At 60.6% G+C, this 15685-nt stretch carries 11 protein-coding genes; 8 read left to right on the plus strand and 3 right to left on the minus strand.

Annotated features, from left to right (window positions below; all coding sequences use genetic code 11):
* The first annotated feature begins 140 nt into the window (after positions 1-140).
* Positions 141-548 (plus strand): hypothetical protein, encoded by a 408-nt coding sequence (locus BW43_RS04040; RefSeq protein ID WP_032890734.1) that lies wholly within the window; start codon positions 141-143, stop codon positions 546-548.
* A gap of 28 nt (positions 549-576) precedes the next feature.
* Here BW43_RS04040 and BW43_RS04035 read toward each other — a convergent pair whose 3' ends face one another.
* Both BW43_RS04035 and treR read right to left on the minus strand, forming a co-directional pair.
* Positions 577-1347 (minus strand): APH(3')-II family aminoglycoside O-phosphotransferase, encoded by a 771-nt coding sequence (locus tag BW43_RS04035; RefSeq protein WP_032890736.1) that lies wholly within the window; start codon positions 1345-1347, stop codon positions 577-579.
* Between the two features lie 19 nt (positions 1348-1366).
* Positions 1367-2071 (minus strand): trehalose operon repressor, encoded by a 705-nt coding sequence (gene treR, locus BW43_RS04030; RefSeq protein ID WP_032890738.1) that lies wholly within the window; start codon positions 2069-2071, stop codon positions 1367-1369.
* A 227-nt stretch (positions 2072-2298) separates the two neighbouring features.
* On the opposite strand from treR, the gene treP reads away from it, so the two are divergent.
* The 5 genes from treP (at position 2299) to BW43_RS04005 (ending at position 9654) form a co-directional block, all read left to right on the plus strand.
* On the plus strand, positions 2299-3741 hold the full coding sequence (gene treP / locus BW43_RS04025) for a PTS system trehalose-specific EIIBC component (RefSeq protein WP_032890740.1): 1443 nt from the start codon (positions 2299-2301) through the stop codon (positions 3739-3741).
* 105 nt (positions 3742-3846) lie between these two features.
* Positions 3847-5493 carry an alpha,alpha-phosphotrehalase gene (gene treC, locus BW43_RS04020; RefSeq protein ID WP_032890742.1) on the plus strand — a complete coding sequence of 549 codons (1647 nt, stop codon included), beginning with the start codon at positions 3847-3849 and terminating at the stop codon, positions 5491-5493.
* A 72-nt stretch (positions 5494-5565) separates the two neighbouring features.
* Positions 5566-6786: a carbohydrate porin gene (locus BW43_RS04015; RefSeq protein WP_032890744.1), complete on the plus strand. Its 1221-nt coding sequence runs from the start codon at positions 5566-5568 to the stop codon at positions 6784-6786.
* 49 nt (positions 6787-6835) lie between these two features.
* Positions 6836-9352, plus strand: coding sequence for a phosphoenolpyruvate--protein phosphotransferase (gene ptsP / locus BW43_RS04010; protein ID WP_032890746.1), 2517 nt, complete (start codon positions 6836-6838; stop codon positions 9350-9352).
* 2 nt (positions 9353-9354) lie between these two features.
* Positions 9355-9654, plus strand: a complete 300-nt coding sequence (locus tag BW43_RS04005; RefSeq protein WP_032890748.1) for a PTS transporter subunit EIIB — start codon at positions 9355-9357, stop codon at positions 9652-9654.
* A gap of 68 nt (positions 9655-9722) precedes the next feature.
* On the opposite strand, the gene mltF is transcribed toward BW43_RS04005, so the two are convergent.
* Complete coding sequence (gene mltF, locus BW43_RS04000) at positions 9723-11183, minus strand: membrane-bound lytic murein transglycosylase MltF (RefSeq protein ID WP_032890750.1); 1461 nt, start codon at positions 11181-11183, stop codon at positions 9723-9725.
* Positions 11184-11469: 286 nt separating this feature from the next.
* On the opposite strand from mltF, the gene purL reads away from it, so the two are divergent.
* On the plus strand, positions 11470-15366 hold the full coding sequence (purL, locus tag BW43_RS03995) for a phosphoribosylformylglycinamidine synthase (RefSeq protein WP_032890752.1): 3897 nt from the start codon (positions 11470-11472) through the stop codon (positions 15364-15366).
* A gap of 4 nt (positions 15367-15370) precedes the next feature.
* Positions 15371-15682 carry an NGG1p interacting factor 3 protein, NIF3 gene (locus BW43_RS03990; RefSeq protein ID WP_032890754.1) on the plus strand — a complete coding sequence of 104 codons (312 nt, stop codon included), beginning with the start codon at positions 15371-15373 and terminating at the stop codon, positions 15680-15682.
* Positions 15683-15685: the final 3 nt, after the last annotated feature.

A 15685-nucleotide genomic window follows, 5' to 3' on the forward strand; every position in this document is an offset into this window, starting at 1 on the left:
GCAAGTTCTGGCCGCTTTGTGCATCGCTAAGACAGTTACTTCATCAACGATACTAACGCTGTATCACAGTCTTCCAGTGGGGGGCTAAGCCAGTAGATGCAGGGCATTTTCTGCTCCGCCAAATCAAGGATGGAACATTTATGAAAATACGGATTTGGCTCAAAAGCTTCGCGTTGCTAATGCTGGTGGGCCTGGTGTTGAGTACAACGCTTCACTTCGCGCTTTACCTGCCGTTCATTGTGAAATACGTGGGGGTGGGTAGTTCACTCGGCCAGAAGATGCTGATATTCACTGCCATGGACATCCTTGCTTACCTAGTCTGGGTCTTGCCGGCAGGGTTGTTGTTGATATTCAACTTACGAAAGTCCGCCTACGGTGTAATGCTCATCGTAATTCTGACCTCCCTGAAATTCCCAGAGGCTCTTGCGCTGGCGCAATTGCTGATGTGGCTGTGGGCTGTGTGTCTGGTGCTGAGGACTGTGTTGCTGGCGGTGTGGCTAAGCGGGTGCAAACTTCGCGACCTTTATAACTATCACCGTTCCAAATGATTGCGACCCCAGCAGGGCTTCAAGCGAGTTAGAAGAATTCATCCAGCAAGCAGTAAAACCTCATGCGCTGCTCATCAGGCTCAATACCGTAACGCTCGAAAAATGGCTTTACCCATTCCGGCCCAAGGTTACGCCCGATGCTGCGTGCCGCGAGCGCCAAGTCTTGGTATCGGTCGCTGATACCCAGGCGCCCGCAGTCGATGAACCCACTGAAACGGCCGCCTTGCGCCATGAAATTTGGCAGGCAGGCGTCACCATGGGCCACTACCAGATCATGGGTGTTTGGCTGAGTCGACAAGAGTTCGGCCAGCACATCTTCCGCGCTGCGTCCGAGTCGTTCGTCGTCGAAGTCTGTCTCATCGACCAGCCCGGCACGAACGCGCTCCCGCGCGAGCCCGATGCGTTGCTTTAGAGGGTGATCGAAGGGGCATTGCGCGAGGGGTATCTGGTGCAAGGTACGCAGGGCCGTTGCCAGTATGTCGATGGTTTGCGTGGCAGACAGCGTGTTGGCGCTGGCCAGGTCCTGTCCCGGAAGGGCGGTCATCAGCACCCAGTGGTGATGGTTTTCTGTCAGCTGAGCCAGCACGATGGGCGCCGGCAAATTAACCTGCTGGAGCCACCGAAGGCGCTCGACTTCATCCGCAAGCTCACCGAACGCTGCCTGGGGCTCGGCCTTCAGGAACAGGTCTGCACCACAGCCCTGGCTCAGGCGAAACACGTCAGCCCGCGATTCACCGATGGCCTGTTGCTCAATCAGGGCCTGCGGGAACTGTTCACGCCACGCGTTCGGAATATTCACTGTGCTTTCCGTTCTCGGCTCAGCGCCGCGCAATATCCGAAAAGTAAAACTTATCCAACGTATGCCGCGACTCGGTGTACTCGAACTGCCGCCCATCCTGCAAAAACGTCTGGTTGCTCACTACGATCACGTGGCTTTGGCCGTCGAGGTCTAGGTGTGTCTGGTCGTCTTTACTGCGGGGCAGGGCTTCGATGGTGCGTTGGGCGTAGCTGATCTGCAGCTGCAAGGTCTGCTCGATAAACGCGTAGATCGACTGCTCGGCAATTGCTTGGTCCAGGCCAGGGATCAGGTCGGCGACAAAGTGGTTGATGTCGAGAATCACCCGTTTACCACCGATACGCCGCACGCGTTTGATGCGGGTGATCAGGCTGCCGGGTTCGGCTTCGATGTGTTGCTGCAATGAGCCTTCCAGCGGGAACTGCGTGAACTCGACCACTTCGGTGTGTACGTCATCGCCCAGGTCGGCGTGGGTTTCGTGGAAGCTGACGATGCCACCCAGTTGAAATTCGATCGGGTTGGGCGACAGGACGAAGGTGCCTTTGCCATGGATTTTTTGCGCAAAGCCGCGTTCCTGCAGCTGCTCGATGGCGCGACGCACGGTGCCACGGCTGGCCTGGTAGCTGTCCATCAATTCGGTTTCGGAAGGAAGGCGCGTACCGCGTTGCAGGCGTTCAGTGGTGATGCTGGCAAGCAGATCCGTATAGATCTGGTTGTATTTGCTCATGTGATGGCTGCTCTGTGCCCGGCTTTCTGTAGGTGAACGGTGCGTTCAAGGCAGGAACCTTAGTGGCAGCGGTGGGGTTTGTCCATTGGGCCTTGGAAAGCGGTAAGCCAATATTTTTAAACTCGTCTGTACGAGTTGTTGCTTTAACTCGTACAGACGAGTACTTTTGGCTTCGGCGTGCTGCCAATGACTGCCCTCAAATAAAAAAATCAAAGTGGAAACCAAGCATGAGCCACGACTATTCAACGATCGCCCGCGAGATTCTCGACAACCTCGGGGGGCGCGAAAACCTTGAGCAAGCTGCCCACTGCGTGACCCGCCTGCGCCTGGCGCTCAAGGACCCAAGCCTGGTCAATAACAGCGCGCTGAACCAGGTCGATCTGGTCAAAGGCTCGTTCTTCACCGGTGGTCTGTTCCAAGTGGTCATCGGCCCCGGCGAAGTGGAAAAGGTCTACGCCGCCCTGCGCGAACAGACCGGCCTCGCCGCTGCCACCATCGCCGACGTAAAGAAGAAGGGCGCCGACAAGACCAACGCCATGCAGCGTCTGGTGCGGGTGTTTTCCGATGTGTTCATGCCGATCCTGCCGGCGCTGATCATCGCCGGCCTGCTGATGGGTGTGAACAACCTGATGGGCGCCAAGGGTATGTTCATCGAGGGCAAGACGTTGCTGGAGGCGTATCCGAACCTGGATGGCCTCTGGAGCCTGATCAACCTGATGGCCAACACCTCGTTCGTGTTCCTGCCGGCGCTGGTGGGCTGGTCGGCGGCGAAGCGGTTTGGCGGCAGTGAAATCCTCGGCATCGTGCTCGGGCTGATGCTGGTGCACCCGGACCTGCTCAACGCCTGGAATTACGGCAAGGCGGTGGCGGGGCTCGACGGCCAGAGCCTGCCGTATTTCGATATTTTCGGCTGGTTCAAGATCGAAAAAGTCGGCTACCAGGGGCAGATCCTGCCGATCCTGATGGCGGCGTATGTGATGAGCGTCATCGAGAAATGGCTGCGTGCTCGCGTGCCCAATGCCATTCAACTGCTGGTCGTGCCGATCACCACCATCGTCGTTACCGGCGTGCTGGCGTTGGCGATCATCGGCCCGGTGACCCGTCACCTCGGCATCCTGATCACCGAAGGCGTGGTCACCCTGTTTGACCTGGCGCCCATGCTCGGCGGGGCGATTTTCGGCCTGCTGTATGCACCGTTGGTGATCACCGGCATGCACCACATGTTCCTCGCCGTGGACCTGCAACTGATTTCCACCCAAGGCGGCACCTTTATCTGGCCGATGATCGTGATGTCCAACCTGGCCCAGGGCAGCGCCGCGCTCGCGGTGTTCTACATGACCCGTAATGCGCGGGACAAAAGCATGGCCTCGACCTCGGCGATTTCCGCGTACTTCGGTATCACTGAGCCGGCGATGTTCGGGGTGAACCTGCGCTTCAAGTTTCCGTTCTATGCGGCATTGCTCGGCTCGGCGCTGGGCAGCATTTTCCTGTCGATGAACAAGGTGCAGGCGTCGGCCATCGGGGTGGGTGGCTTGCCTGGGTTTATTTCGATCGTGCCGAGTGCCATTCCGATGTTTGTGATTGGGATGGTGGTCGCGATGGTGGTGCCGTTTGTTCTGACCTGTGCGTTGAGCATGAAGATTGTTCGGCCGGGTTATCGCGTCGCCTGATCGACCGCTATCGGGGGCAAGCCCCCTCCCACATTTGACCGCGCTCCCCTGTGCCGGCGATAGGGCCCAAGAGGCCGGCACACAATTCAACTGAAGGAACCCAGCATGCAAACCTGGCAACACTCGGTGATCTACCAGATCTACCCCAAAAGCTTCCACAGCCACGCGGGTAACGCCACCGGTGACCTGCTGGGCATCGTGGACAAACTCGATTACCTCCAATGGCTGGGCGTGGATTGCCTGTGGATCACGCCGTTCCTGCGCTCGCCGCAACGGGACAACGGCTACGACATCAGCGACTACTACGCCATCGACCCCAGCTACGGGACCATGGCCGACTGCGACCTGCTCATCAGCGAAGCGGCCAAGCGCGGAATCAAGTTGATGCTCGACATCGTGGTCAACCACACCTCCATCGAGCACGAGTGGTTCCAACAAGCGCGCAGCAGCCTCGACAACCCGTACCGCGACTTCTACATCTGGCGTGACCAGCCGAACAACTGGGAATCCAAGTTCGGCGGCTCGGCCTGGGAATACGAAGCGCAGACCGGCCAGTACTTCCTGCACCTGTTTGACCACACCCAGGCCGACCTCAACTGGGACAACCCCAAGGTCCGTGCCGAAGTGTTCAAGCTGATGCGCTTCTGGCGCGACAAAGGCGTAGGCGGTTTCCGGCTGGACGTGATCAACCTGATCTCCAAGCCTGCCGACTTCCCCGAAGACACCAGCGACGGCCGCCGCTTCTACACCGACGGCCCCAACGTGCACGAATACCTGCAAGAGATGCACCGCGAAGTCTTCGAAGGCCATGACCTGATCAACGTCGGCGAAATGTCGTCCACCAGCCTGGAACACTGCATTCGTTACTCTCGGCCTGAGTCGAAAGAACTGTCGATGACCTTCAACTTTCATCACCTGAAAGTGGATTACCCCAACCTGCAGAAGTGGGTAAAGGCCGACTTCGATTTCCTGCAACTCAAGCGGATCTTGTCTGACTGGCAACTGGGCATGCAGGCCGGTGGCGGTTGGAATGCATTGTTCTGGTGTAACCACGACCAGCCGCGAGTGGTCTCGCGCTTTGGGGATGACGGTGAACACCGCGTGGTCTCGGCGAAGATGCTCGCCACGGCGCTGCACTTCCTCCAGGGCACACCGTTCGTTTACCAGGGCGAAGAGTTGGGCATGACCAATCCGGGTTTCGACGCGATCGAACAGTACCGCGATGTGGAGACCCTCAATATCTATCGCCTCAAACGCGATGCCGGTGAATCCGAGGCGTCGAGCATGGCGGCGATCATGCAGAAATCCCGCGATAACGGACGCACACCGATGCACTGGAACACGCAGGCCAACGCCGGTTTCAGCAGTGGCGAGCCGTGGATCGGCGTTGCGGCCAATGCGGCGCAGATCAACGTCGACAGCCAGCGTGATGACCCGGACTCGGTGCTGCATCACTACCGTGCGCTGATCGCCTTGCGTCGTCACGAACCGCTGATTCAAGAGGGCGTTTACTGCGAACTGCTGCAAGACCATCCCCAAGTCTGGGCTTACCTGCGCGAGGGCCACGGCGAACGCCTACTGGTGCTGAACAATTTCTACGGGCAGCCCTGTGACATCCAACTGCCCGAGAGCGTGATCAGTGCGGCGAGCGAGCAGCGTCTGTTGATCAGCAATTACCCCGACTGTCCGCGGCGTACGTCTTCGGTGGTGCTGCGCCCTTACGAATCCTTCGTGCTGCACCTCAAGGACTAAGACCCGTTGTAACCCCCGTATGGGAGTGCGGGGGCGCTGCAAAAAAACATAATAAAAATATCGGAGTGCTTCATGAAAACAACAATAAAGTTGGGCCTCGTTGCATCCTGCCTGAGCCTGCCTCTCGGCGCTCAAGCCCTCGAATTCGCCGGCTATTTGCGTAGTGGCGCGGGGACGTCAACCGGCAGTGGCCCGCAGCAATGTTTCCAACTGCCGGGCGCGCAATCCAAATATCGTTTGGGTAATGAATGCGAGCAATACGGCGAACTGGAACTGCGCCAGGACCTGCTGACCTTTGACGATGGCTCGGTGCTTAGCGTCGATGCCATGGCTTCCCTCTACAACAAGTACGACCGCGAGCTGAAATTCCAGGGCGAGAATAACGGCTCGGCGCGCATGCCGCAGATGTATGCGCAATGGTCGAACCTGCCCGCCCTCAACGGCGGTTCGGTGTGGGCCGGTCGGCGTTACTACAAACGTAACGACATCCATATCTCCGATTTCTACTACTGGAACCAGAGCGCCACCGGCGGCGGCATCGAGGACGTGCTGATCGGCGACCTTAAATACAGCTACGCCATTTCGCGCAAGGACAACCTGTACCAGAAGGAATACGCCACCCGTCACGACTTCAACGTCGCGGGCTTCAGGACCAACCCCGGCGGCGAGCTGGAGCTGGGCTTGAGCTATATCGAGAAAGCCGGCGGTCGCGATACCAACAGCGGCTGGGCACTGACAGCGCAGCACGTGCAAAAACCTTTCCTCGGCGGCAAGAACAAATTCGCCCTGCAATACGGCGAAGGCCCCGGCACTGGCCTGGGCTACACCGGCAATACCTTCCTGGATAAAAGCAGCAAAAGTTATCGCGCCGTGGAGTTCTTCGACTGGCAAGTGACCCCGCGCTTTGGTGGGCAGATCGAGGCGGTGTACCAGAAGGATATTCGCCCCGGCAGCCAGGACCAGACCTGGATGTCCATCGGCGTGCGCCCGGCCTATGCCCTCAGCGACCAATTCAAACTGGTCACCGAGTTGGGCCATGATCAAGTCGATGCCAGCGGCGGTACGCGCAAGTTGAGCAAATTCACCTTCGCCCCGACATGGTCGCCCAAAGGTCCGGATTTCTGGGCACGGCCCGAAGTGCGCTTGTACTACACCTATGCCACCTGGAACGAAGCTGCCAAGCGTGCGGCGAATGAACTGGCGGCTGGTTCGGCGTTATCCGACACCGGGTCCTACGGCACCGCGCGGCATGGATCGAACTTTGGTGTGCAGGTCGAGTATTGGTGGAAGTGATCCCTCTTCTGCCCAATGATTTTTACAGAACCAAACAGCAGGTGACGTCATGACCGCAACTCAACCCCTGGAATTGCTGGCGCCTTTATCCGGCGTGCTGCTGGCGCTGGATCAGGTGCCGGACCCGGTGTTCGCCAGCCGCATGATCGGCGACGGCCTGTGCATCGATCCCACCTCGCAGACCTTGTGCGCACCGTTGACCGGGGTGGTCAGCAATATTCAGAACACGGGGCACGCGGTGAGTATCACCGACGACAACGGCGTGCAGGTGCTGATGCATATCGGCCTGGATACCGTGAACCTGGCGGGCAAGGGTTTTACCCGATTGGTCGAAGAAGGCCAGCGGGTGGAGGCCGGCGAGCCGCTGATCGAATTTGACGCTGACTACGTGGCGCTCAATGCCCGCAGTTTGCTGACCCTGATGCTCGTGGTCAGCGGCGAACCGTTCACCCTGCTGGCAAACGGTGCTGTCGACCTCGGCCAGCCGCTGTTGCAGGTATCCCCAGGCGAGCCGATTGAAGCTGCAAGCGAGGAGGAGGGTGATGCGCTGTTCTCCAAACCGCTGAGCCTGCCCAACGCCAATGGCCTGCACGCGCGCCCGGCGGCGGTATTTGCCCAGGCGGCGAAGGGGTTCAATGCGAGCATCTATCTGCACAAGCAAACCCAAAGCGCCAACGCGAAATCCCTGGTGGCGATCATGGCGCTGCAAACCGTGCAGGGCGATATCTTGCAGGTGAGTGCGGCGGGAGAAGAGGCTGAGGCGGCCATCAAGGCGTTGGTGGAATTGCTGGCGCAAGGGTGCGGCGAGCCGGTCGCGGCAACGGTGGCGGTGGTTGAGTCGGTGGTGTCTGCGACTGTGCTGCGAGGTGTTTGCGCATCGCCGGGTTCGGCGTGTGGTCATGTGGTGCAGGTGGCTGAGCCTGAACTGAATATCCCTGAAAAGGGCGCGGGCGAAGCGGTCGAGCGTGCCGCGCTGGCGCGTGCGCTGCGGGCTGCTACGGAAGCGCTGCAAACCTTGCAAGCCAAGGCGGTCGGCAGTGCCCAGGCGGAGATTTTCCGTGCTCATCAGGAATTGCTCGAAGACCCGACCCTGCTGGAACACGCCCATGGCCTGCTCGCCGCTGGCAAAAGCGCAGCATTTTCTTGGCACAGCGCCACGGCGGCCACGGTCAAGTTGTTCCAGGGGCTGGGCAATGCGCTGATCGCTGAGCGTGCAGCGGACCTGGCCGATGTGGGCCAGCGCGTACTCAAACTGATCCTGGAAATTGAGGACCGCACCTGGGATCTGCCCGAGCGCGCCATCTTGATCGCCGAGCAACTGACCCCGTCACAAACCGCCAGCCTCGACACCGGCAAGGTGTTGGGGTTTGTCACGGTCGGCGGCGGTGCGACCAGCCATGTGGCGATCCTCGCCCGTGCTTTGGGTTTGCCAGCGATCTGTGGTGTGCCCGTGCAAGTACTGGCGCTGGCCAACGGCAAACACGTCCTGCTGGATGCCGATAAGGGTGAGCTGCACTTGGAGCCGAACCAGGCTGAGATCGAACAGTTGAAAGCCGCACGTCAACAACAGGCACAGCGACAGCAGCGCGACGTTGCACAGGCTGCGTTGCCCGCCATCACGCGCGACGGCCATCACGTTGAGGTCACGGCCAACGTCGCCTCATTGCAGGAGGTGGAGCAGTCGCTGACTCTCGGCGGTGAAGGGGTCGGCTTGCTGCGTTCGGAGTTTCTGTACCTCGACCGCAACCGCGCGCCGAGCCCGGAGGAGCAGGCCAGCACCTACACGGCCATCGCCCGCGCCCTGGGCGCTGAGCGCAACCTGGTTGTGCGCACGCTGGACGTGGGCGGCGACAAACCGCTGGCCTACGTGCCGATGGAGGCCGAGACCAACCCGTTCCTGGGCTTGCGCGGCATTCGCCTGTGCCTGGAGCGCCCGGAACTGTTGCGCGAACAGTTCCGCGCGATCCTCGCCAGCGCCGGCCTGGCGCGGCTGCATATCATGTTGCCGATGGTCAGCCTGCTGTCGGAACTGCACCTGGCCCGCAGGATTCTCGAAGAGGAAGCGCTGGCGCTGGGGGTGGCCGAGTTGCCGAAGCTGGGGATCATGATCGAAGTGCCCTCTGCGGCGTTGATGGCTGACGTGTTTGCGCCCCATGTGGATTTCTTCTCCATCGGCACCAACGACCTGACCCAATACACCCTGGCCATGGATCGCGACCACCCACGCCTGGCCAGCCAGGCGGACAGCTTTCACCCGGCGGTATTGCGCTTGATCGCCACCACCGTCAAGGCCGCCCATGCCCATGGCAAGTGGGTTGGCGTATGCGGCGCGTTGGCGTCCGAAGCGCTGGCGGTGCCGGTGCTGATCGGGCTGGGGGTGGATGAGTTATCGGTCAGCGTGCCGTTGATCCCGACCATCAAAGCCACCGTGCGCGAGCTGGACCTGGTCGACTGCCAGAGCATTGCCCGTCAGGTGCTGGGCCTGGAAGAGGCCGCCCAAGTGCGCGAGGCCTTGCGTGGCTTTCACGCGGCGACCGTCGAAACCTCATCTGTGCTGGAGAACTGAGCATGTTGGATAAATTGAAGCAGGCGTTCTGGAAAGCCCTGACCCCGGATTTGATTGCCGAAACGGTCGAGGCGCCGACGCAGAGTCTAGTGTCGGCCGACGTGCTGAATGCGTTGGGTGGCGCGGATAACCTCACGTCGCAACAGCGTGTGGCGCTGACGCGGGTTAGGGTGCAATTGCAGGATGTGGGGCGGTTGGATGAGTCGGCGTTGAAAGCGGCAGGTGTGCCGGGTGTGATGGTGTTGGCGGGAGGAGTGGTGCACCTGATCACTGGCCTACAAGACGACGGTGATCGAATGTGAGCCGTTTGAATGGGGTGGAATTGACTTGCTTGTGGTGAGCGGGCTTGTCCCGCGCTGGTTGGTGGCGTTTAGAGCTTAGGGTTGTCTTCCGCAGGCTTGGTCTTGTCCACACCTGGCACATGCAGGTTGCCTTCGACCACCTGGTTGCCTTCCAGCTGCGGCTGCGTCACCCACGTCAGAATGTCGTAGTAGCGCCGGATGTTCGCCACAAAGTGCACCGGCTCACCGCCCCGGGCGTAGCCGTAGCGGGTCTTGCTGTACCACTGCTTCTGCGACAGGCGCGGCAGCATTTTCTTCACATCCAACCACTTGTTCGGGTTCAGGCCTTCTTTCTTCGCCAGGGTGCGCGCGTCGTCCAGATGGCCGGTGCCGACGTTATAGGCGGCGAGGGCAAACCAGGTGCGGTCCGGCTCGGCGATGCTGTCGTCCAACTCATCCTTGATTTTGGCCAGGTACTTGGCGCCGCCCATGATGCTCTGCTTGGGATCCAGGCGATTGGACACGCCCATGGCCTGTGCGGTGTTCTGTGTCAGCATCATCAGGCCGCGCACGCCGGTCTTGGAGGTGACCGCCGGTTGCCACAGTGATTCCTGGTAGCCGATGGCCGCTAACAGGCGCCAGTCGACCTTTTCTTCCTTGGCATAGGCCCGGAAGTGTTTCTCGTATTTGGGTAGGCGCTGCTGCAGATGCTGGGCGAAGGTGTAGGCGCCGACATAACCGAGCACATCGACGTGCCCGTAATAGCGGTCTTTGAGACGTTGCAGGGTGCCGTTCTTTTCCACCTTGTCCAGGTAGCTGTTGATCTCGTTGAGCAGGCTGTTGTCTTCGCCGGCGGCCACGGCCCAGCTCTGGTTGCTGGCGTTGCCCAGGTCGAAGGCCACGCGTACGTTGGGGAAGTACACCTGGTTCATCGCGACTTCGTTGGAGTCCACCAGGGTCAGGTCGATTTGCCCCTCGTCCACCATGCGCAGCAGGTCGACCACCTCAACCGCGTCGGATTCTTCGTACTCGATTGCAGGGTTTTGCTTTTTCAGCTCGGCCAATTGCTCGGCGTGGGTACTGCCCTTGAGCACCATGATCTTCTTGCCCACTAAGTCCGCCGCGTTCGTCGGCCGTGACTGGCCGTTGCGGTAGATGACCTGCGGAGTGACTTCAAGGTAAGGATGGGAGAAACGCACCTGTTGCTGGCGCTGCTCGCTGCTGACCAGGCCGGCGGCGGCGAGCACCGGGCCATTGGTCTTGCCCAGTTGGCCGAACAGGTCGTCGAGGTTGTCGGCGGTCTCGATCTCCAGCTTCACGCCCAGGTCGTCGGCAAAGCGCTTGACCAGTTCATATTCGAAACCGGTTTCACCGTTGCGGTCCTGGAAATACGTGGCCGGGCTGTTCCGGGTAATGACCCGCAATACGCCATCCTCCTTGATTCGCTCAAGCGTGCTGGGTTTATCAACACAGGCGCTGAGCATCAGGAAGAGTCCGGTGGCGATGAGCCATTTGGCGCATCGCGGGCGCAAAGCAGTTGGTGAGAACATCTGCGCAGTATACGCAAACGGCCCACGGCGCCATATCTCGACAGCGGGGGACTTGTCTGCTAGCGCCGCCAAAACTGTGCTGCAGCCCGCAGAAACGTGGCTTGGCGGGCAAATGTGACGGTTAAAATAACTACGCGCAATGCCTTGGATAACGCCCCGATAGTGTGCAAACCGTGCCAACTGACGTCCGGCAGCAGCCAGCGATGCCGTTTCGGGTGCCGTTGGCGATGGTTTACGCTAGAATGCACGGCCTCAAAGCACACCCCTTCCCGAGGCTGTCCCGAAGATGTTGATCCTGCGCGGCGCTCCTGCCCTTTCTGCCTTTCGCCACAGCAAACTCCTTGAACAACTGAGCCAGAAGGTTCCAGCGGTTACAGGCCTGTATGCTGAATTTGCTCACTTCGCCGACGTTACCGGCGTATTGACCGCCGACGAACAGCAAGTGCTCGCACGCCTTCTGAAGTACGGCCCAAGCGTTCCCGTTCAAGAGCCGACCGGCCGCTTGTTCCTGGTTCTGCCACGGTTCGGCACCATCTCGCCCTGGTCGAGCAAGGCCAGCGACATCGCCCGCAACTGCGGCCTGGAAAAAATCCAGCGCCTGGAGCGCGGTATCGCCTTCTACGTCGCCGGCCAGTTCAGCGATGCCGAGGCCGAGCTGATCGCCAGCAGCCTGCACGACCGCATGACCCAGATCATCGTCAGCCAGCTCGAACAGGCTGCCGGTCTGTTCAGCCACGCCGAGCCCAAGCCGCTGACCGCGATTGACGTGCTTGGCGGTGGCCGCGCCGCCCTGGAGAAGGCCAACACCGAACTGGGCCTGGCCCTGGCCGAAGACGAGATCGACTACCTGGTCAACGCCTTCAACGGCTTGAAGCGCAACCCGCACGACATCGAACTGATGATGTTCGCCCAGGCCAACTCCGAGCATTGCCGTCACAAGATTTTCAACGCCAGTTGGGACATCGACGGCCAGAGCCAGGAAAAAAGCCTGTTCGGCATGATCAAGAACACCTACGTGATGCACAGCGAAGGCGTTCTGTCGGCGTATAAGGACAACGCCTCGGTGATCGTCGGCTCCGTCGCCGGCCGTTTCTTCCCGGATCCAGAGACCCGCCAGTACGGCGCGGTTCAGGAACCGGTGCACATCCTGATGAAAGTCGAAACCCACAACCACCCGACCGCGATTGCCCCGTTCCCTGGCGCAGCCACCGGTTCCGGCGGTGAAATCCGTGACGAAGGTGCTACCGGACGTGGCGCCAAGCCAAAGGCCGGCCTGACCGGTTTCACCGTGTCCAACCTGCAGATCCCTGGCTTTGAACAGCCGTGGGAATTGCCGTACGGCAAGCCTGAGCGCATCGTTACCGCCCTCGACATCATGATCGAAGGCCCGCTCGGCGGCGCCGCGTTCAACAACGAGTTCGGTCGCCCGGCTCTGACTGGCTACTTCCGTACCTTCGAACAGTCCATCACCACGCCCCATGGTGATGAAGTGCGCGGTTACCACAAGCCGATCATGTTGGCCGGCGGCATGGGCAACATCCGTGAAGAACACGTCAAGAAAGGCGAGATTCTGGTCGGCTCCAAGCTGATCGTGCTGGGTGGCCCGGCGATGCTGATTGGCCTGGGCGGCGGTGCTGCTTCCTCTATGGCAACCGGCACCAGCTCGGCTGATCTGGATTTTGCTTCCGTACAGCGTGAAAACCCGGAAATGGAGCGTCGCTGCCAGGAAGTCATCGACCGTTGCTGGCAGTTGGGTGACAAGAACCCGATCAGCTTCATCCATGACGTCGGTGCTGGTGGTTTGTCCAACGCCTTCCCGGAACTGGTCAACGATGGCGACCGTGGTGGCCGTTTCGAACTGCGCAACATTCCAAACGACGAGCCGGGCATGGCCCCGCACGAAATCTGGAGCAACGAATCCCAAGAGCGTTACGTGCTGGCCGTCGGCCCTGAAGACTTCGCGCGCTTCCAGGCCATCTGCGAACGCGAGCGCTGCCCGTTTGCCGTGGTCGGCGAAGCCACTGCCGAGCCGCAACTGACGGTCACTGACAGCCACTTCGGCAACAGCCCGGTGGACATGCCCCTCGAAGTGCTGCTGGGCAAAGCCCCGCGCATGCACCGTTCAGCGGTGCGTGAAGCCGAGCTGGGCGATGATTTCGACCCAAGCACACTCGAACTGGCCGACAGCATCGAACGCGTGCTGCATCACCCGGCCGTGGCGAGCAAAAGCTTCCTGATCACCATCGGCGACCGCAGCATCACCGGCCTCGTAGCCCGTGACCAAATGGTCGGCCCATGGCAGGTGCCGGTGGCCGACGTTGCCGTCACCGCCACCAGCTTCGACGTCTACACCGGTGAAGCCATGGCCATGGGCGAGCGTACGCCGCTGGCCCTGCTGGACGCCCCGGCGTCGGGCCGCATGGCCATTGGTGAAACCCTCACCAACATCGCTGCGTCGCGTATCGGCAAACTGTCTGATATCAAACTGTCGGCCAACTGGATGTCCGCTGCCGGTCACCCGGGTGAAGATGCGCGTCTGTATGACACCGTAAAAGCGGTCGGCATGGAGCTGTGCCCGGAACTGGGCATCACCATTCCAGTGGGCAAGGACTCGATGTCCATGGCCACCCGTTGGAACGAAGACGGCACCGACAAGAGCGTGACCTCGCCGCTGTCGTTGATCGTGACCGGCTTTGCACCGGTTACCGATGTTCGCCAGACCCTGACCCCGCAACTGCGCATGGACAAAGGCACCACCGATCTGATCCTGATCGACCTGGGCCGTGGCCAGAACCGCATGGGCGCCTCGATCCTCGCGCAAACCCACGGCAAGCTCGGCAAAGTGGCGCCGGATGTTGACGACGCTGAAGACCTCAAAGCCTTCTTCGCCGTGATCCAGGGCCTGAACGCCGACGGCCATCTGCTGGCTTACCACGACCGTTCCGACGGCGGCCTGCTGACCAGCGTTGTCGAGATGGCGTTTGCCGGTCACTGCGGCCTGAACATCGTGCTCGACAGCGTTGCCGAGGATGCATCTGAGATCAACGGCATCCTGTTCAACGAAGAGTTGGGCGCCGTGATCCAGGTTCGCCAGGACGCAACCCCGGACGTACTCGCTCAATTCAGCGCCGCTGGCCTGGACGACTGCGTGGCGGTGATTGGCCAGCCGATCAACAACGGTGAAATCAATATCTCGTTCAATGGCGATACAGTGTTTGCCGGTCAACGCCGTCTGCTGCAACGCCAGTGGTCCGAGACCAGCTACCAGATCCAACGCCTGCGTGACAACGCCGATTGCGCCGAGCAGGAATTCGACGTGATCCTGGAAGAAGACAACCCGGGCCTGAGCACCAAGCTCAGCTTCGACGTCAACCAGGACATCACCGCGCCTTACATCAAGAAAGGCATTCGCCCACAAGTTGCTGTGCTGCGTGAGCAGGGCGTCAACGGCCAGGTGGAAATGGCGGCGGCGTTCGACCGTGCCGGCTTCAATGCGATTGACGTGCACATGAGCGATATCCTCGCCGGTCGCGTTGACCTCAACGAGTTCAAAGGCCTGGTCGCTTGCGGCGGTTTCTCCTACGGCGACGTGCTGGGTGCCGGTGAAGGCTGGGCCAAGTCGGCCCTGTTCAACAGCCGTGCCCGCGATGCGTTCCAAGGCTTCTTCGAGCGCAACGACAGCTTCACCCTGGGTGTGTGCAACGGTTGCCAGATGATGTCCAACCTCAGCGAACTGATCCCGGGCAGCGAGTTCTGGCCGCACTTTGTGCGTAACCGTTCCGAGCAGTTCGAAGCCCGTGTGGCCATGGTGCAGGTGCAGGAATCCAACTCGATCTTCCTGCAAGGCATGGCCGGTTCGCGCATGCCGATCGCCATCGCCCACGGCGAAGGCCATGCGGAGTTCGCGAGCGAAGAAGCCTTGCTCGAAGCCGACCTGTCCGGTTGTGTGGCCATGCGCTTCGTCGACAACCACGGCAAAGTCACCGAAAACTACCCTGCCAACCCGAACGGCTCGCCGCGCGGGATCACCGGCCTCACCAGCCGCGACGGCCGTGTGACCATCATGATGCCGCACCCGGAGCGTGTATTCCGCGCTGTGCAGAACTCGTGGCGCCCGGAAGAGTGGAACGAAGACGGTGCGTGGCTGCGCATGTTCCGTAACGCTCGCGTTTGGGTGAACTAAGGTCGTGTACAAGCTTGCCTTCTTTGTGCCCGACAGCCATGTGGAGACGGTGAAAACCGCCGTCTTTGCAGCCGGCGGCGGGCGCATTGGCGACTACGACAACTGCGCCTGGCAAGTGCTGGGCCAGGGCCAATTCCGCGCGTTGGACGGCAGTCAGCCGTTTATCGGCCAGGTTGGCCAGGTCGAAGTCGTCGAAGAATGGAAGGTCGAGTTGGTAGTGGCGGATGCGCTGATCGTGGCTGTTGTGGCTGCGTTGAAGCTGAGCCACCCCTACGAGACACCGGCGTACGAGGTATGGCTGTTGGCGGATTTTTGATTC

The sequence above is a fragment of the Pseudomonas sp. RIT357 genome, from assembly GCF_000632245.1.
In the GTDB taxonomy this organism is placed as follows: Bacteria; Pseudomonadota; Gammaproteobacteria; order Pseudomonadales; family Pseudomonadaceae; genus Aquipseudomonas; species Aquipseudomonas sivasensis.